Source organism: Treponema sp. R80B11-R83G3, from assembly GCF_054786115.1.
The window spans coordinates 1-18,745 of sequence record NZ_BDHF01000068.1 but is presented as its reverse complement, the minus strand read 5'-3'; the positions used below and the strand labels follow the sequence as shown (position 1 = coordinate 18,745).

Annotated in this window: 13 protein-coding genes and 1 pseudogene; 8 read left to right on the top strand and 6 right to left on the bottom strand. The window is 41.9% G+C overall.

All coding sequences use genetic code 11. From position 1 onward, the window contains the following. The 6 genes from ACYVRH_RS09310 to uvrA form a co-directional block, all read right to left on the bottom strand. The gene (locus tag ACYVRH_RS09310; protein WP_461256639.1) at nt 1-747 is read right to left on the bottom strand and encodes a hemolysin family protein; all 747 of its coding nucleotides are present in this window, start codon (nt 745-747) and stop codon (nt 1-3) included. Continuing rightward, nucleotides 744-1,217 (bottom strand): rRNA maturation RNase YbeY, encoded by a 474-nt coding sequence (gene ybeY / locus ACYVRH_RS09305; protein WP_461256638.1) that lies wholly within the window; start codon nt 1,215-1,217, stop codon nt 744-746. The genes ACYVRH_RS09310 and ybeY overlap by 4 nt, the downstream gene beginning before the upstream one ends. After that, complete coding sequence (locus tag ACYVRH_RS09300; RefSeq protein ID WP_461256637.1) at nt 1,210-2,649, bottom strand: HD family phosphohydrolase; 1,440 nt, start codon at nt 2,647-2,649, stop codon at nt 1,210-1,212. Before ACYVRH_RS09300 ends, ybeY begins: the two co-directional genes overlap by 8 nt. Beyond that, on the bottom strand, nt 2,633-3,595 hold the full coding sequence (locus ACYVRH_RS09295; RefSeq protein ID WP_461256636.1) for a PhoH family protein: 963 nt from the start codon (nt 3,593-3,595) through the stop codon (nt 2,633-2,635). The genes ACYVRH_RS09300 and ACYVRH_RS09295 overlap by 17 nt, the downstream gene beginning before the upstream one ends. A 72-nt stretch (nt 3,596-3,667) precedes the next feature. Then, a complete protein-coding gene (locus ACYVRH_RS09290; RefSeq protein ID WP_461256635.1) occupies nt 3,668-7,060 on the bottom strand; it encodes an LPS-assembly protein LptD in 3,393 nt (1,130 codons plus the stop codon). Further along, nucleotides 7,057-9,906, bottom strand: a complete 2,850-nt coding sequence (uvrA, locus tag ACYVRH_RS09285; RefSeq protein WP_461256634.1) for an excinuclease ABC subunit UvrA — start codon at nt 9,904-9,906, stop codon at nt 7,057-7,059. The genes ACYVRH_RS09290 and uvrA overlap by 4 nt, the downstream gene beginning before the upstream one ends. Nucleotides 9,907-10,289: 383 nt before the next feature. Here uvrA and ACYVRH_RS09280 point away from each other — a divergent pair, with 383 nt between their 5' ends. The 8 genes and pseudogenes from ACYVRH_RS09280 to ACYVRH_RS09245 form a co-directional block, all read left to right on the top strand. Further along, nucleotides 10,290-11,627, top strand: a complete 1,338-nt coding sequence (locus tag ACYVRH_RS09280) for an ATP-binding protein (protein ID WP_461256633.1) — start codon at nt 10,290-10,292, stop codon at nt 11,625-11,627. Between the two features lie 153 nt (nt 11,628-11,780). Continuing rightward, nucleotides 11,781-12,894 (top strand): peptide chain release factor 2 gene (gene prfB / locus ACYVRH_RS09275; RefSeq protein WP_461256632.1). Its coding sequence is split into 2 segments (ribosomal slippage): nt 11,781-11,852 and nt 11,854-12,894, totalling 1,113 coding nucleotides; the frame shifts between segments, so codons are not numbered across the junction. Then, the gene (locus ACYVRH_RS09270) at nt 12,891-14,342 is read left to right on the top strand and encodes a PEGA domain-containing protein (RefSeq protein ID WP_461256631.1); all 1,452 of its coding nucleotides are present in this window, start codon (nt 12,891-12,893) and stop codon (nt 14,340-14,342) included. The genes prfB and ACYVRH_RS09270 overlap by 4 nt, the downstream gene beginning before the upstream one ends. Next, nucleotides 14,339-15,208 carry a signal recognition particle-docking protein FtsY gene (gene ftsY, locus ACYVRH_RS09265; protein WP_461256630.1) on the top strand — a complete coding sequence of 290 codons (870 nt, stop codon included), beginning with the start codon at nt 14,339-14,341 and terminating at the stop codon, nt 15,206-15,208. The genes ACYVRH_RS09270 and ftsY overlap by 4 nt, the downstream gene beginning before the upstream one ends. Then, nucleotides 15,192-16,532: a hypothetical protein gene (locus ACYVRH_RS09260; RefSeq protein WP_461256629.1), complete on the top strand. Its 1,341-nt coding sequence runs from the start codon at nt 15,192-15,194 to the stop codon at nt 16,530-16,532. The genes ftsY and ACYVRH_RS09260 overlap by 17 nt, the downstream gene beginning before the upstream one ends. After that, entirely contained in the window at nt 16,529-17,815 is a 1,287-nt protein-coding gene (locus ACYVRH_RS09255) for an ABC transporter permease (RefSeq protein ID WP_461256628.1), read from the top strand. Before ACYVRH_RS09260 ends, ACYVRH_RS09255 begins: the two co-directional genes overlap by 4 nt. After that, a complete protein-coding gene (locus ACYVRH_RS09250) occupies nt 17,808-18,506 on the top strand; it encodes an ABC transporter ATP-binding protein (protein ID WP_461256627.1) in 699 nt (232 codons plus the stop codon). The genes ACYVRH_RS09255 and ACYVRH_RS09250 overlap by 8 nt, the downstream gene beginning before the upstream one ends. Further along, nucleotides 18,503-18,745, top strand: a pseudogene (locus tag ACYVRH_RS09245) (ABC transporter permease); the annotation flags it as partial. The gene ACYVRH_RS09250 and the pseudogene ACYVRH_RS09245, both read left to right, overlap by 4 nt.

Genomic DNA, 18,745 nt, shown 5'->3' with positions numbered 1-18,745 from the left:
CTATTCCTTTTTATGGGTTACGATTTTTATCAAGTTGATTTTATGCCCGTCCATTTCTTGTATTATAAAGTCGTAATCCCTATATTCAATTTTTTCATTCATTACAGGTATTTTGCCAAACAGATCAAATACAAAGCCGCCAAGCGTGTCAAAATCGTCAACGGGAAGATCCATGTTTATTTCTTCCGCTAAAAGATCAAGGTTTACCCTCGCGTCGCACAACCACGCTCCTTCTCCAAGTTTTACCACGTCTTCGGTTTCGTGGTCAAACTCATCCTGAATGTCTCCTATTATTTCTTCTATTATATCTTCCATGGATACAATGCCCGACACCCCGCCGTATTCGTCCACCACTACCGCTATATGTACCTTTTTTCTGCGCAGTTCGCGTAAAAGATCGTCGATATGTTTTGACACCGGCACGAAAAATGGCTTTCTAACCATCGTGTTAATGTCAAAAGGCCTGTCGTTTACAAGGGTTTTTAAAACGTCTTTTACGTGCAGTACGCCTATAACATTGTCTACCGTGTCCTTGTATACGGGAAAACGCGAATGTTCGCTTTCAGAAATGCATTTAAGCAATTCTTCTTTTGACGCGTCAGCTGAAAGAAATACGGTGTCGGTTCTTGGAACCATCACTTCTTTGACTGTGGTGTCCGGCAATTCCACAATGCCCCTGATCATCTGTCTTTGATCTTCTTCCAGTTCTTTAATTGCCTGCGTATTGATCTTAAAAGGGGCTTTCAATTTTTTACTTCCTTTTGAGGAATTATTTTTTCGGTTCCCAGCTTTATCAGTATCTTCTCCTGTAATGCGAGCATAGGCTCATCCTTTTCCAAAGTTTTATGATCCATTCCGTCTAAGTGCAGAATACCATGAATTAGCAATCTGCGTAACTCCTCATCTTGAGGGGTTTGAAAATAAAGGGCGTTTTCTTTCAGAGCGTCCAGGGAAATGACTATATCCCCCGGCAGGAAAACTGTTTTTTCCCCTTCTTTTATTGTTTCGCCAAGATTAAATGAAAGTATGTCCGTAGGTTCGTTTATATCGCGGTATTGACGGTTTAAATCGGCGATTGTTTTATCATCGCAGAAAAGAACTGACAGTTCCCAATTATCGCGCTTTATTTCATCAAGGACTTTCAGGGCGAAGTTGCACGCATTGCCGCTCCATGAAGGCAGGGGGACTTCTTGCGCGTTTACGGTCACGTTATTCATCCTGCTTTTCCTCTTTTTGTTTAGGGTACTCGATTCTGGCGTGATAATAGCCTGCAAGCACTCTGACAAATGACTTTTTAATTATTTCAAGGTCGCGGAAAGACAGATCGGATTCTGAAAGCTGCCCATGATCGATTTTTGCCTCGAATAACTGTTGAATAAATTTATCAATCTTGCCAGCCGTAGGCTTATTTAAAGTCCGAACAGCAGCTTCGCTAATATCTGCAAGCATTACAATAGCCGATTCTTTTGAATGCGGCGGACTTCCCGGATACGAAAAATCTTCGGAACTGACGGTAACTTCCTGCTCGGTCGCCTTGTTGTAAAACCACGAAATAATCGAGTTGCCGTGGTGTTCCGCGATTATTGAAATTACGTCTTTAGGAAGCCCAAGACTTTGCGCTTTTTCAACGCCAAGTTTTACGTGGCTTCGGATTATTGTGGCGGAAAGGCGCGGATTTATTTCATCGTGCCTGTTATGATCGGTTTGGTTCTCGACAAAGTAGTCGGGATTTTCCATTTTCCCAATGTCATGGTAATAGGCGCCGACCCGCGCGAGGAGCGCGTTTGCGCCAATATCCTGACACGCCTGTTCGGCGAGATTTGCCACCATTAGCGAATGGCTGTAAGTTCCCGGCGCCGTTGTGAACAGTTTGCGTAAAATAGGGGCGTTTAAATCAGACAGTTCCATAAGCCTGAAAGGGGTTACCGCGTTCAAGGCGTGTTCAAGGGGAGGCAAAAAGCCAAGTGTTAACATTCCGCAGATAATGCCATTAAGCGCCGCCCAAAATAAAAGCGCGGGGTATTCATAAAGGTGAGCTTGGCGGATTAGCAATACCATCACGACCGCGAAACAATTTGCGGCGGCGATGACGACTCCGGCTTTTATCAGGCTCATCCTGTTTGATTCATTGTGAAGGACGGTAGACGCCGCAGCCCCTGAAACAAGCGCGAATAAATATGAATAGAAGTCAAAAGCGCCGGTAAAATACGCGCCTAACGGCAAAGCTATCGCCATGATCATTGCGGCTCTTTTTCCCATAAAAACCGCCAGCAGCATTATAAAAAGCCCGGTGGGAATAGTGAGGGCTATTGGGAACGCGTCAACAAAGGAAGCAAGATATTTAATTAATACCGAACCGATGATGTAAGCTCCGGCAATGGAGGCAAGCAGGTAACGCTCGCTTGTATTTAACTCTTTGCCAAGGATTGCGCGTCCCTGTAAAATTACGTACATTGCGTAAAATGAGAAAACAAGGAAAATTGTACCGATAATTTTTCGCATTTCTTCAATAGAGCCGATTTTTTCGCATACAATTATCACCGCTATAGTAATGACGCATAACGTGATGCTGAATAGGGCAGGACCGGAGCGTAAACGGCTTAATACCGAGTTAATGGCTTTTTTTTCGTTTTCATTTTTCGCTTTCATTGTATGCCTGTATTATTTTTTTTATCAGCGGATTACGCGCCACGTCGGTTGTATGCAGGAAAGAAAAGTTTAACCCCTCGACATTTCTTAATATTTCCATGGCGTGCAAAAGCCCTGAATCTGATTTGCGGTGAAGGTCAATTTGAGTGCTGTCCCCGGTAATTACCGCCCGCGTGCCGTTTCCAATTCTTGTTAAAAACATTTTCATCTGTTCTTTGGTAGTATTCTGCGCTTCGTCTAAAATTACCATGCAGTCGTTTAAACTTCTTCCCCTCATATACGCCAGCGGCGCGATTTCTATTGAACGGGTTTCCTCCATTCTGCTAATCACGTCATAAGGGACAAGCGATTCCATAGCGTCATAGAGCGGCTTTAGATACGGGTCTATTTTTTGCGCGAGATCGCCGGGAAGAAAGCCCAAGTTTTCGCCGGCTTCCACTACCGGGCGCGTAAGGACGAGTTTTCGCATTTTTTTGGAAAGCAGCATTTGCAGGGCGTGGGCTATGGCAAGATATGTTTTACCGGTACCCGCCGGTCCAATGCAGAAACATATTTCATTCTCCCTCATTCCTTGAATATAGAGCGCCTGATTTCTTGTGCGGGGATAAACGCGGTTAAAACCGTGGGGGATTTGAATCATTGAATCGCGGAAAAAACTGCCGCCTTTTTCCTCAGTTTCAGAAAACGGCAAATCATCCGCAAGGGCGCGGATATACTCGGCAGAGGGCTGTTCGCCCTCATTTACCGCTGTGATAAGATTATCCATCATCGTCCTAAAGCGTTTGATTCCGGCTTCATCCCGGCTTTCAAAATGAATTTCATTTCCCCTTGCCGTTATGAAACCGCCCAGAGTGCCCTCTATAACCTTCAGGTTTCCGTCATTTGCGCCGCAAATTCCGGATAGAAGCTCCCTGTTCTCAAAAGCTATAGTTATCCCGTCCTCCAAAAATACCTCTTTAATGATTTTATATCTTGATAAATAAGCTAGTCAAGTGGAGTTAGAGGCCAAAAACATTATTCATTTTACCGTCCATTTTTCCAGCTTGCCGTCATAACTAATATCAGTTTTAATTTCTGTAATTGGCTTCCATGTTACAAGGAAGCTAATATCGGAGATGATATTAATTGTCGGAATTCCTCCCGATTGGTCAGCCTTCTGGTATGGGTACATGCTGATTTTAAATGACGCCGTCCAATCGCCCAAATGATGATTTAAATCAAGATCGAATCTTTGCATTTTAAACCCTGACCTGTGCCGTTTTGACTCATCAAAAAAATTAAATGAGTCAAATAAATCCACAAACAGATTATTTTGTTCCCCTTCGGTATACATTGATGTTAATTCTTCCATTCCGGGAACGTTTTTAAAATACCTGAAAATTACCGCATTTTGGGACGTTGCCGATATATTTAAATCCAGAAAATTGGTAAGGTTTAATTTAAAGCCCATTGTAAATTGAAAGTTGGAATTGGTGTACTGTTGTAATTCGAAATTTAATGACGTATTTATATTAATAGACAGATCAAAAATATTTTTAATTATTTTTGTTTTAGGAAAAGAATAATAAAACGAAAATTTTAATTCTTTAGGAAACAGATCAGGCTCTCCTTCAGTCGTCCATGGATTATTAGGAATACTCGGATCAAAAACCGATTTTTTTGTCCATATCATTAAATACTCAGTTGTAAAATTCCATAACTTTAATGTTGATTTTAGATAAGTTAACTTTATATCGTCAATATTATCCTCTTGCGGGGTAAATTTCATATTATGGGTGAATGATCCTACTTTATTGAAGGCAAGAGTTTCATTCACGTCAAAAGGTTTAAATTTCCATTCTTCTTCCGTTTCAGGTTTTTCCATACGAAAATTAAGATATGTTTGCGTTATCCAGATTCTGAATGTGGCATTGGCGGTAATAAGCCCGTCAAGAGGGGGAAGTTCCGCGTTGAAGGAAATATTCTGATCCTTGTCCAATAATTTTGCCGAAAGATTTGCCGTAAGCCTGTGGCTGTTAAGCCCTAGTATGTCTTCCCCGTCTTTTCTTTGTTCTTTTACCCATGCTCCCCATTCAGGCGTAAGCTCAGGTCCGTCTCCGTCCGTATATTTTTTTGATCTTACCAATGTGCCCCTGAAAGTATATTGAAAATTTGTTTGGGCAAATATAGGATCAGAAAAAAACGGTTTTACCGTACCGGTATAAGTGTAAGAAGACGTGTAGTTCGTAAGAGCGTATTGTTGTTTGCGTACCTTTTCCATTTCTGCCGGATCCGTATACATTTCTTCATTTAAGTATGAATAATCACGCCATGTTCCGCTGCCTGAAAGAGTAAAAATATTATTGAACAAACCTGTTGAATGATCCAAGCGAAAATTTAAATTTGTATTTCCGCTAACGCTTGTCAGTATTGATTGAGATTCGTTCCAATCCACATCTTCATACGTTTTCCAGTTTCCTGACATAAATTGCATTTCTGAAGAGCTTGTAGGAGATAACGAATAATCAAAGCTGAATTTTGTATTTCCGGCCGCCGGCAGGCTAAAAGTTTGAGAAAGAACAGGGGGAGTTAAAATTTCCGATGATGTTGTTTTTTCCTTGTTAACGTCATCCGCCGCCCACGGTGATATTGGAACGCCAATACCGTTAAATGGATCTTCAGGCGTTTGAAACTCGGATGTATTACTATCCGATTTTGACTGTACGCCGCCTAAGGAAAGCGGGGTTCCGGAAACTGAACCTGAAATACTGTAAATTGTATATTTGTCAGGCGCGTAAAAATAATAGTTTGGAGAATCCGTATTGTTACTGAAAGCAATATCATTTAGTTTTTTAAAGGACACTGTTGTAGAAATACTGGAGATTGATACATTGGAAATGAAAGGGGAGAGTTTATTAAATGACGGATTTATGCTTCCTGATATATTCCAGTTATATGAGTCTATTTGGCCTTCCGATGATTGTTCTTCAAATGACGCTCCTTTTTCCAGCATATTCATCCAATCCATGCTTTCCGAGCGGCTATTTGTAAAGTCTCTGTCTACAAATGGATCGGAATAATACGGGATATCCCAGGAAAGACTGCCGTATTTCATGCTGATGCCGCTTGTAAATTTCATCCGGTAACGGAAAGGAACAGCCAATGATAAAAAGTTGGATTTATTCCAGTCAAACGTACCGTCATCATTGTACGGAGAAAAGCCGTAGCTTGTTTTAGTTAGCGTTCTTGTAAATCCTACGCCAAAAGACAAACCGGTTTGATTTAAAATTCCCGCCTTTGGAGTGGTAAGCTCAAGGCCCGCATATGCGCCCAAATTAACATAATAATCAAGTAAAGCTTTAAGACTGGTTGAATTTGTATTGGTTATGGGCCTGCTTGTACTTCGAAGGAACAGGCCTTGAAGTTCTTTTTCCTTGTTGTCTGAGTTGCCTATTATTCTGCTAAGAGAACTTTTTTCCGTAGATTCCGACTTAGGCTGGCCTATAAGATAAGTTGTTGTTTGAATAAATCCGCCTTCCCTGCTGCGGTATCCGATAACGGGATGAAAGACGACCTCATCCGTCGGGAAATAAAAAAACGGAATATATAATACGGGGATTTCTCCTACATTTAAAACCGCGTTAAAAATCGCGAAGTCAGAACCCGGCAGGAGCCATAGTTTTGAGGCTCTGATAGACCAATAGGCGTTCTCATCTGTTCCGCTGGAGATCATGGCTTGTTTTAAAACTGTCGTGTCCTGATCGCTTCTGGAAATTACCGACCCTGAAAAAAGATATGAAGACCCTTCGTTTTCCATTGTTGAACTGCCGTCAAGAAAAACGCTTGACCAGTTGTCAATGTTAACCGTTATGCTTTTTCCGCGAAATGTTTCCGTTTTATCCGATTCTATTTTTTCGTACATTACATTTCCGCTTGCCGTAATTATGTTTCTCGTGCGGTTAAACAGTATTTCATCCGCGCTTATTTTATGGGTTTTATCCCCGTCCTTTAAAGTTATTTTAACGTCGCCTTTTAATCTCGCGTAATCTTCGTCAATTACGTCAATTGTGAAATACTCGGAAGCTTGGGAGGATTCTATTGTTATTATTTTTCGTTTGTCATCGTTATTGGATATTGTTTCACGCAAGTTAAAATGCTCCCTTAAACGTTTTGATAATTCTTCTCTTGTACCTCCTTCCGAAAGCCCAAGAGTGCGGCACCATGCCGCTAGTTCGCTTAAGGTTGATGTTTTTATTTCCATTTCTATGCGCCGGTTTAAATGGGAATTGACAGTTTTTTCTTCTTGATGTTCTTCTTTGGCGTTTTCATCAGTTTTTTCTTCTAACGGCGGCGATTCTTCTTCCTGCGCGTAGAGTACCGTAAAAAAAAGAGACATTAAAATACATAACAAGAAAAACTGTCTATTTATCATTGCTTTTTATTCTTGCGTACCGCGTTACGATTTAACATTTCAGCCAGAAACGCGCCCGTGTAGGACGCTGTGCATTTGGCAATTTGCTCAGGCGTCCCTGTCGCAATTACTTGCCCCCCTTTTTCACCGCCTTCAGGCCCTAAATCAATAATGTGATCCGCCTGCAAAAGAACGTCAAGGTTGTGTTCTATCATTATAACCGTATTTCCCTGATCTACCAACCGTTGAATTACGTCCATTAATTGTTTTACGTCGGCAAAATGAAGGCCGGTTGTCGGCTCGTCAAGCATATACAGAGTTCTGCCGGTGGAGCGTTTTGAAAGCTCCAAGGCGAGCTTTACTCTCTGCGCCTCCCCGCCTGAGAGCGTAAGGGCTGACTGCCCCAGTTTCACATAACCCAATCCTACGGACAAAAGCGTTTGCATTTTACGGGCAATCTGCGGAATGGGGGCGAAAAACACGGCGGCTTCTTCGATGGTCATATCCAGCACTTCGGCGATATTTTTCCCTTTATAACGGATTTCCAGCGTCTCTTTGTTAAACCTTTTTCCCTGGCATACGTCGCAAGTTATGTAAACGTCCGGCAAAAAATTCATCTCTATTTTAATCGTCCCGTCCCCTTCGCAATTTTCGCATCTGCCGCCGCGCACATTAAACGAAAAGCGCCCAGATTTATACCCCCTCATTTTTGATTCCGGCAGATTGGCGAACAAATCGCGAATTGCCGTAAACCCTTCGACATAAGTAATCGGGTTTGAGCGCGGCGTTCTGCCTATTGGGCTTTGATCGATATCGATTACTTTGTCTATGTGCTCCGCGCCGTCCAGTTTTTTATAAACGCCTTCCGTGTGATTGGAACCGTAGATTTTATTCGCGAGCGCGGGGTACAGAACGTCGGAGAGCAAGGTAGATTTTCCCGAACCTGAAACGCCCGTGATGCAGGTAAAAACCCCAAGCGGAATTTCCACGTTGATATTTTTAAGGTTGTGTTCGCTTACTCCCCTTAATTTTATAAATGCGCCGTTTCCGCTGCGGCGTTCTTTGGGAATGTCGATCTTTAACGCGCCAGCCAAATACTGGCCGGTAAGGCTTTCCTTTACTTTCATTACTTCATCGGGTTTCCCCTGCGCTACAACATATCCCCCGTGAACGCCCGCGCCCGGCCCCAAATCGACAATGTGGTCGGCAGTGCGTAAAGTTTGCTCGTCATGTTCGACGACAATGAGCGTGTTGCCAAGGTCGCGCAGGTACATAAGAGTGTCAATCAGGCGCTGGTTGTCTCTTTGGTGAAGCCCAATGGACGGTTCGTCAAGAATGTACAATACGCCCACAAGGCTTGAGCCTATTTGAGTCGCGAGCCTTATTCTTTGGGCTTCACCGCCTGAAAGAGTGGAAGCTTTGCGCTCAAGACTGAGGTAGTCAAGACCGACATTCTGCATAAAGCCAAGACGCGCGTTTATCTCTTTTAATATCTGATACGCTATTTTATTTTCATTCTTGTTAAATTTTACAGTCTTAAAAAAATGCAGGGAATCAGTTACCGATAACTTTGACAATTCCCAAATATTTTTTCCGGAGACGGTTACCGCCAACACTTCCGGTTTTAAGCGTTTGCCGCCGCAGTCTTCGCAAGGTTTCTGGCTCATAAATTTTTCAAGCCACTCCTTGATGCCCTGCGACTGCGTTTCTAAATAACGCCGTTTAAGTTCTTCCAAAATGCCGGGAAATTTTGACTGGTATTCAAAATGCCCAGTTCCCTCACGGTTCACATAACGGACTTTAATATGGTCATCGCTGCCGTAAAGAATCGCATTTACCACTTTTTTTGACAATTTATTAAAAGGAGTATCAAGACTGAATCCGTAATGTTTGGCGAGGCTTTGAAAACGGCTGCTGTTCCACGCGCTATCCGGGTTGTATGGTATAACGCCGCCTTTGTTAAAGGAGAGCGAGCGGTCTGGAATTACAAGATCGGGATCAAATTCCAGTTTTACGCCAAGCCCGGAACAGCCGGGACATGCGCCAAAGGGGTTGTTAAACGAAAAAAGCCTCGGCTGCAATTCGGGAATTGACACGCCGCAGTCGGGACAGGAATTTTTTTGCGAAAAAATCTGTTCGGAATTTTTTCCGTCCTCGTTAATCAGTACGATTAACAAGCCTTCAGCCGTTTGCAAGGCAGTTTCCACCGACTCCGCTAACCGCGAGCGTATCTCTTTTCCAATCACAAGCCTGTCAACGATAATTTCGATAGAGTGTTTTTTTTGTTTGTCAAGTTTGATGCTTTCGTCAAGGTTTACGGGAACTCCGTCTATTCTTGCCCTGGCAAATCCCGCCTTACGCGCGTCTTCGATTATTTTTTGATGTTCTCCCTTTTTCCCGCGAATGACGGGGGAGAGCAGTTGAATTTTCGTTCCTTCTTTAAATTGTAAAATTGTTTCGATTATGGAATCCACCGGCTGTTCGCGGATTTCCTTGCCGCAGACGGGGCAGTGCGGGATGCCGATTCTTGCGTAAAGAAGACGGTAATAATCATAAATTTCGGTTACTGTTCCGACAGTTGAACGCGGATTACGGTGGGTAGTTTTTTGCTCAATGGAAATTGCGGGGGAAAGCCCTTCAATGTAGTCCAAATCGGGCTTGTCCATACGCCCCAAAAACTGGCGCGCATAGGCAGACAGGCTTTCCACATAGCGGCGCTGCCCTTCGGCGAAAATTGTGTCAAACGCAAGCGAACTTTTGCCGGAGCCGGAAAGCCCTGAAATAACGATTAATTTGTCGCGAGGAAGTTCAAGATCGATGTTTTTTAAATTATGTTCACGCGCACCCTTGATGATTAATTTGTCCATAACGTGAGTATAGCGGTTTTTAGAGGAGTGGGGAATAGGGAATGGGGAGTAGGGAGTGGGGAATAGGGAGCTTTGCCTTGTATTTTTAAAAAAAATGATATTATTTACCCTGTATAATAAGTTAATATAACATAATAAAGACTTGTAAAAATAACAAAAATATCATAAATATACCTTGTATAAAATACAATAATAACTATTTATAAACTAGTAAATTTGATAAAAATAATATATATTAGCATTGTGTAATAGATATAAATATTATTATTTGCATTGTATATTTCATAAAAATAACAGTTTTTTGACCTGTATAATTTATAAAAATTACCGTTTTATACTTGTATTTTTTTAAAAAACCAATTATACTGGTTTTGAGGTTAAAAATGGATAATACTCCCTATATAAACAGAAAAATAGACAATGATTTACTCTTATGGATGAAGGAAAGTAACCGCAAGCCTCTATTGCTTAGAGGCGCAAGGCAAGTAGGAAAATCCAGAGCCGTAAAACGTCTGTCGGAACAATTTGAGTATTTTTTTGAAATAAACTTTGAGTCAAATAACGAAGCGAGGGATTTATTCGCGAAAGGCAACTTGTCTCCTTTTAAACTTTGTCAGGAACTTTCCGCGATTTATCAAATGCCTATAATCCCTGGAAAAACACTATTGTTCTTCGATGAAATTCAAAGCTCAGTTCCGGCAATCTCCTCACTGCGTTTTTTTTACGAAGAATACGGCGAACTGCACGTTATCGCCGCAGGCTCTCTTTTGGAATTCGCTTTTCAGGAAATACCGTCATTCGGAGTAGGGCGCGTGCGTTCCATGTTTATGTATCCGATGAATTTCTTTGAATTCTTAGAGGCCTGTAATCATAGCTTGCTCCTGCAAGCCATTCAAAAAGCGGATTGTAAAAATCCACTGTCGGAGGCTGTTCATAAAAAAGCGATTGAACTATTAAGAAGATTTCTTATACTTGGCGGAATGCCGGAAGTAGTGTCCGCTTATGTTAATAATAACGATTTGCTTTCCTGTCAGCGGATTTTAGACGATCTAATAATTTCGTTGAGAGCGGATTTTACCAAGTACAAGAAAAAAGTTTCGACATCGCAATTATCAGCCGTGTTTGATTCAGTTACGGCGCAAATGGGAAGAAAATTTGTATATACGAATATGTCAAACGATTATAACAGCAGGCAAATAAAGGAGGGAATGGAGCTTTTAATTATGTCGGGGCTGGTTATTCCCGTTTATCATTCCGCAGCAAACGGAATACCGCTTGGGGCGGAAATTGACAGTAAAAAGAAAAAACTCCTTTTATTGGATACGGGCGTTTTTCAAAGATTATTGGGGCTGCCATTATCTGATTTATTAATAAGCGATGATTTTTCATTGATAAACAAAGGCAGTATCGCTGAATTATTCGCCGGTTTGGAAATACTAAAATCATCTTCCTGCTATGAGAAAAAAAATCTTTACTACTGGCACCGTGAAAATAAAAGCAGTAATGCGGAAGTCGATTTTGTCATACAGCACGGGCAGAATATCGTTCCGATAGAAGTAAAAAGCAGCGGCAAAGGGGCAATGCAAAGCATGCGTTTATTTATGGAAGAAAAACAGTCCTCTTTCGGCATCCGCACCTCACTTGAAAATTTCGGCGAATTGCCCGGCATTAAAATTGTCCCCCTTTATGCGCTGGGGAATTTTTTAGGGAGTAGGGAGTAGGGAATGGGGAGTAGGGTTCTTGTTAGTAATCTAATCGTGTTGTCAATATTAATAGCTTTCGTACCACGATCCCCATTCCCTACTCCCCATCAAAAATACAGCTTGAAATTAAAATCTTTTTACTATAATCTATTAAATACAGAGGAGAAAACCATGCTGCTTACCGAATTGGGCGCGCCCATTGAAGATTTAGAAAAGAAAATAAATGATACATGGAGGCGTCTTTGAAGACGCTTCGTTTGCGCAGCGTATAGCCGAAGTCGAGGCAAAAACGGCGGAGCCGGGTTTTTGGAACGATCAGGAAATAGTCGAAAAGACAATGGCTTCCCTTAAAAGCCTTAAAAACCGTTATGAGCCGTGGAAAGCCCTGCGGGATGAAGTCGCCGATTTGCAAGCCTTATATGAATTGGCAACTGAGGCGAAAGATGAAAGAGAAAGCCCCGGTATCGAAAAAACAATCAAAGACTTAACCGCCCGCTATGATAAACAGAATATGTTTGAACTTATGACGGGCGAAATGGATAAAAACCCCTGTTTTCTTACCGTCCATTCAGGAGCGGGCGGGACGGAAGCCTGCGATTGGACGCAAATGCTCTACCGCATGTACCTGCGCTGGGCTGAGCAAAAAGGCTTTTCCGTTGAAGAAGTTGATCAGCAGGAAGCGGAAGGGGGGCTAAAATCAGCGACTTGCCGCATTGACGGAGACTATGCCTACGGTTATTTAAAAGGCGAATCGGGGATTCACCGGCTTGTCAGAATCAGCCCGTTTGACGCAAACGCGCGCAGGCACACGTCTTTCGCGTCAGTTTACCTTTTTCCCGTTATTGATGATACAATCGAAGTAGACATAAAACCCGAAGATTTGCGGGTGGACACCTACCGCTCGGGAGGCGCGGGAGGGCAGCATGTAAACAAGACGGACAGCGCGGTTCGTTTTACGCACCTGCCGACAGGCATTGTTGTAGCCTGCCAAAACGAGCGCAGTCAGATTAAAAACCGCGCGATTGCCATGAGCATGCTTAAGGCGCGGCTTTATGAATATTACAGGCAGGAGAAGGAAAAAGAAAACGAAAAATATTCGCAGGAGAAAAAGGATATTTCCTGGGGGCATCAGATAAGATCATATGTGTTTCAACCGTATACTATGGTAAAGGATTACCGTACAAAAGTTGAGAAAGGAAATATTCAAGCCGTGATGGACGGCGATATTGATCCTTTTATCGAGGAGTATTTAAAATTTTCATGGCGTAATGGGGAGATGAATTGAAAGAAGCGCGGTGTCTTTTAGTGTTTATTTTTCTCGTTTTAACTATGCCGTTATTTGCAAAGGGAAAAACCGACGAAACTGCAATAAAAACGCAAAATGACGAATGGTTTCTGTGTATTACAAATTTCGATGCAAAGGCGCTTCCCTCCGATAAATTAAACATTTCAGACGTAGTGTTAAAAGAATTGACAAACCGTTTAAAAACAATAAATTATCATACCCGTATATCTCCTGAATACGCATATTATGAAGAGTATGCATGGGCGCGCGCGCGGGCAAGCTCGGCAAAGACTCTTTCCGCGAAAATTGATGAAAGATCCAAACAAGTTTACATGGGAGAGCCTGATTGGAAGTACCGTCAGAATATCGTAAAGCTAGACGCTGAGATAAAAAAATTAAGGGAAAATCTGGAAGAAATTGATAATAACGCCCCATTAATAAATAAGGAACCTGTTTTTAAATTAACTTCCGGCACCCTTAATCTTACATTTCCAGCCGCTCCGGAAAAGGGGAGTGAAAACAGATTTTGCGCAACCCAGAAAGCTGACGCTTTTTTAACGGGGAATATTTCGGATTTTCACGGAAGATATTTTTTAAAGATAAAACTTTATACCGTATATACGAAGTCTTATGTTTGGGAGGATAGCGCTGTTTTTTCTTATGGCGATATTAACGCCGCTATTGATGAAATTACGCGAAAATTACTAATTGTTCTTTCGGGAAACCATCCTGCGGCTGTGGCGGTTAAAGCGGAACCTGAAACGGCATTGGTATTGATTAACAGATCATTTGCGGGCAAAGGCGATGTTTCATTAACTGAATACCCTCCCGGTAAAATCACGGTAACCGCATCGGCGCCTGATCATGAAAGCATTGTCCTTGATACTGAACTTGTCTCGGGAGAACTTACTGAAATTAACTTAAAACTTAACCCTATTGAATATGTAAATACGGAAATTACAGGTAACGGGCGCGTATACCACGGCGCGTTGTATATAGGGGAATCTCCGTTGACCCTCAGGCTTCCCGCAAATAATTTAGAATATGTGGAGATGGAGAATGTTAACGGTAAGAAAGGTTCTATAGTTTTTAAAACGCTGGATTCGGCGGAATATGAGCAATCGGTATCCGTAAAAACATCGTTGCCAATAAAAAAAGGCCGCGTTGACAAAGAACGCAGGGGGTATTACTGGGCGTGGGGCAGCCAATGGATTACGGGCATTGCCGCATGGATTTTTTATTATTCTTTTTTAAGCGCAAGTGACGCGTATAATCAAAGTGGGGCGCTAGACCTTCAGGAAAACATGATAAATATGTATTACTTAAGCACGGGTTCCGCCATTGCTTTTGGAGTCGCTTCTGCTTATGGAATTTACCGCATGATCAGATATATCTACTATTCAGGAAAAGATTCAGCGTCTATCGCGCCTCAAGGCGGGAAAAAATGAAATTCAGCGAAAAGATAAAAAATTTTTTCAGAGGGAAACCCGCGATTAATGAAGAACTGTTTGACGATCTTTGCGATTTGTTGATAGAAGGCGATTTTGGCGCCTCGCAGGCGTATAAAACGGTTGAATTATTAAAAGAACAGTATAAAAAAGACGGCTCTATTTCGTTGCCTGAAAGATTATCTGAATTGCTTGAAGACGAATTAAAAAAAGCGGCGGCGGTTAAAACTCCTGATGATTGTGAAAATCTGGCGGCTGTTCTGCTCCTTGGCGTAAATGGAGTAGGCAAGACGACTACTGCGGCGAAACTTTCGTATTTTTACAATACCGAGTACAATAAAAAGACAATTATCGCGGCGGCTGATACGTTCAGGGCCGCCGCGATTGATCAGATAAAAATACACGCTCAGAAACTAAATACGCGCTTAGTTGCCCATAAGCAGGGGGGAGACCCGGCGGCTGTGGTTTATGACGCGCTTGAAGCCGCGCTGTCAGGAGGGGCGGACGTTGTTATTGCGGATACCGCCGGAAGAATGCACACAAAATCGGCGTTAGTTGAAGAATTGCGGAAGATTGACAGGGTAGTGGAGTCAAAAGCGGACGGCATATATTATCTGAAATACCTTGTGCTGGACGCGACTACGGGAAGAAACGCTTTCGCCCAAGCGGAAATATTTCATGGCGCGGTCGCTCTGGACGGGGTAATATTGACAAAGTACGATTCTACCGCCAAGGGAGGAGTAGTTTTTTCTTTGGCGTCGGAATTAAAATTGCCCGTCGCGTATATATGCACGGGCGAAAAATACGGGGATATTGAATTGTTTGATCCCCATAAATTTGCGAGGGAATTTGCGGGTATCGGGTAAAAAAATAATTCTTATTGTTATTCCCGTTTTATTACTCTTTGGGGGCATTATAGCGTTAACCCAGGAAGCGGACGAGGTGTTACCTGACATAGAATCTGAAGAAACTGAAATCGCTTTAGATTATAAATTAGAGCAGGGAGACGGTTGGATAAGGCCGGCGCGGTGGTTCCGTTCAAATTCAGGCGGTATGGCTTTAGAAGAAATGCAGTCCCGTTTTACCGCGCTGCGCAGCCAATATGCGCTTGCCATAAACTATGTGTCAAATGAAGAATTGCCGGAGTATCTTCTTCCCTATTTTAATGAAAAGTATAATGTTGAAGTCCGTATTCTTTATAAAAAAGGCGAACAAATTAGAACGCAATGGATATTAAGGGATGAAAAAGGCAATACGAGGCTAAACGCCGTTTTTATTGAGCCTGAATTAGAACCTGAAATTAAAGAAGAAATTGTTATTACGGAAAAATCAACGGAATTAGTTGCGATTGGGGAAAAAGAAGCTGAAATTTTAGCGCGGACGGAAGAAGAAAAACAGGAAGAAGAAGCAAAAGAAGAAAAATCGGAAGAAAAACCGAAAGAAGAGGCAAAAGTAGTTATTAATAAGAATATAAAAAAAAGAAAGGGATTTATAGAGATATACGATAAAAATTTATTTTTAATGTCTGAATTTAAATTTTTTGAAGACGGAAGGGCGGAAAAAACGGAGTATACGTTAAAAGACAATATTTTAATTAGCGCCGCATCTTTAATGTCAGATAACAATGGGGAGAATTTTAAAACGTCTTATATTGATTATTACCGTTATAACCGTTCTCAATATTTAAGATGTATTGAGCGGATATTTCAAAAAGACGGGGTATTGGATGAGCCGGTTATAGTGGCTTTTCCAAAACGTATGATGGATTCGGTGGAAAAGGACGTTTTTATCGGCGAAAAAATCAATATATATCCTGAATTTTTTGAAAATGAATATGTCGGCGACGGTTTTAAAATGATTTTTGATACTGATGAAAGGGGCAGAATTTTAGGTGAAACTCTATATGATGATGAGGATAAAATAGTTTGGACTATAAAAAACACGTGGAAAAACGGCCGTATCGTAAAGACATTAAAGACGGAAGGCGATACGGTATTAACTGCGGAATTTGTTTATAATGCGGAGGGGGACAAGATTCTTGAAAGAAATTTTAAAGACGGCGTTTTGGAAAGGATTGTAAGCACGGAAGGGAAAATGGAGATTGAAGAACTTTACATGGATGATCTTGTAGTGCTTCGGGCCGTTTGGGAAGACGGAAGGAAAATTTCTGAAACAAGGGTTAATAATTGAAAAAATTATGGGTTTTATTTGTAGCTTCCCGTTATATTTTTAAAGGACGAAGCAGTTCTCCCGTCTTGGCAATTATAGGAATAGCCGTAGGGGTACTTGCCCTGATAGTGATTATCGCCGTTATGAACGGATTTCAATTAGGTTTTATAGAAAGTATTTTAGAAGTTTCATCGTATCATTTGCGCGTGGAGTCTTTTGAACAGGATAAAATTAATGAAATACAGGCTGCTATTCTTGGAATTCCCGGCGTTAAGGCGGCTGTTCCGTTTAAGGAATATCAGGCTATCGCAAGGGGAAGAAGGTCGTCACAACAAGCGGTATTGGTAAGAGGGTTAGGTGAAAACACGCAGGAAATTGACAAGGCAATGATGGGCAGGCTGGATTTTGAAGAAGGCTCTTTTGACATTTCAAATAAAAAGAACGCGTTATTAGGCTCTGAGCTTGCGCATCGTCTTGGCCTGTCCATCGGAGATGAGATAACCGTGTTTTCCCTTACCGGTATTCTGTCACAGGAAGACGAAAGCAGTTTTACCGGCTTTGTTACGGGAATATTCAGAACCGGATATTATGAGTACGATTACAGTTGGGTTTTTCTTAACATTGAAAACGCTTCTTTTTTGCAGAATGAATGTGAATTAAAACTTGGAATTAAACTTGCGAACCGTTTTATGGACAAAACGGCGTTAGAGCAGGCGAAAAAAAAATTATCTTCTTATGAGGGAATAAAATTATCAAGCTGGCGCGATTATAACCGTTCTTTTTTTGGCGCCCTAAGAACGGAAAAACTGTTTATGTTTATACTTGTAGGCTTAATTTTTATAGTAGTAGGCTTAAATATTTTTCAGGCGCAAAGAAGAGCGGTTTTGCAGAGGCGCGAGGAAATAGGCCTGTTACGCGCTATAGGCGGCACGCAGACTGAGGTGCGTTTTGTATTTGTTCTTGACGGGGCGATTATTGGGCTTACAGGCGCGTTTATCGGGTTAATTATCGGCTTGGCCGTAGCATTAAATATATCCGGTTTTTTTACAATAGTAGAAAATATAATAAATTGGTTTATTGATATTATTAATATATTGGCGGGACGGCTTGGAATCGGAATGACGGGGAATTTCTCCGTTTTTTCACCGGCGGTATTTTATATAAAAGAAATACCTTCGAGAATTCTGCCTCATGAGGTCGCGTTAATATTTTTATTCGGCTTTGTTTCGGCTCTTTCTGCGGCATGGTTTGCGTCGCGAAAAGCGTCAAAAATACAACCGGCGGAGGTGCTGCGTTATGAATGACACGCGGGGAAAAATTCTTTTAAAAGTTACAAACATAGTAAAAAATTATGTTTCAGGCGCTGAAACTCTTCACATTCTGAAAGGAATTAATTTTGAAATTGAAGAAGGAAAATCTGTCGCGATAAGCGGGCAGAGCGGGAGCGGCAAAAGCACGCTTTTAAATATCATAGGCGGCCTTGATCATACCGACGAGGGAAATGTGTTCTTGGATGGTACGGACATAACTTCGCTTTCGGAAAAAGAAATTGCGGTATACAGGTCAAAACAAACGGGCTTTGTTTTTCAATTTCATTATCTTTTAAAAGATTTTACCGCCCTTGAAAATATTATGCTGCCTGCGTACATTGCGGGGTTAAAGAAAAAAGAGGCGGTTGACAGGGCAAGGCAGTTGTTAGCCGACGTTAAACTGGAAGACAGAAGCGGCCATTTTCCTTCTCAGCTTTCAGGCGGGGAGAGGCAAAGAGTGGCGGTGGCTCGTTCAATGGTAAATGATCCGGCGTTAATTCTTGCCGATGAACCTACCGGAAATCTTGATCCGCAGAACAGCGATATTGTCGCGGAACTGTTATATGAAAACGCGCAAAAAAGAAATAAGACGCTAATTATAGTTACCCATGACGGAAAAGTCGCGCAAAGGGCGTCTGTCAGATTTGTTTTGGACAACGGCCTGTTGTCAGAGGAATTATCTTGAAAAAGAAAACTTCTTTTTATATTGCGATTAGATACTTATGGGGCAGGGCAAAAGAGGGCGTGCGTTATCTGCGCGGCGCGGCGGCGGGAATAGCCGTCAGTCTTGTCCCAATAATTGTAACTTTAATTGTAGCTGACGGTATGATAAGGGGAATTACGGACAGGTATCTGGAACTTGGAACCGGCCATATACAGGTTTTTGATTACAATAATTTCATGGGTTTTGAGACGACAAAGAGG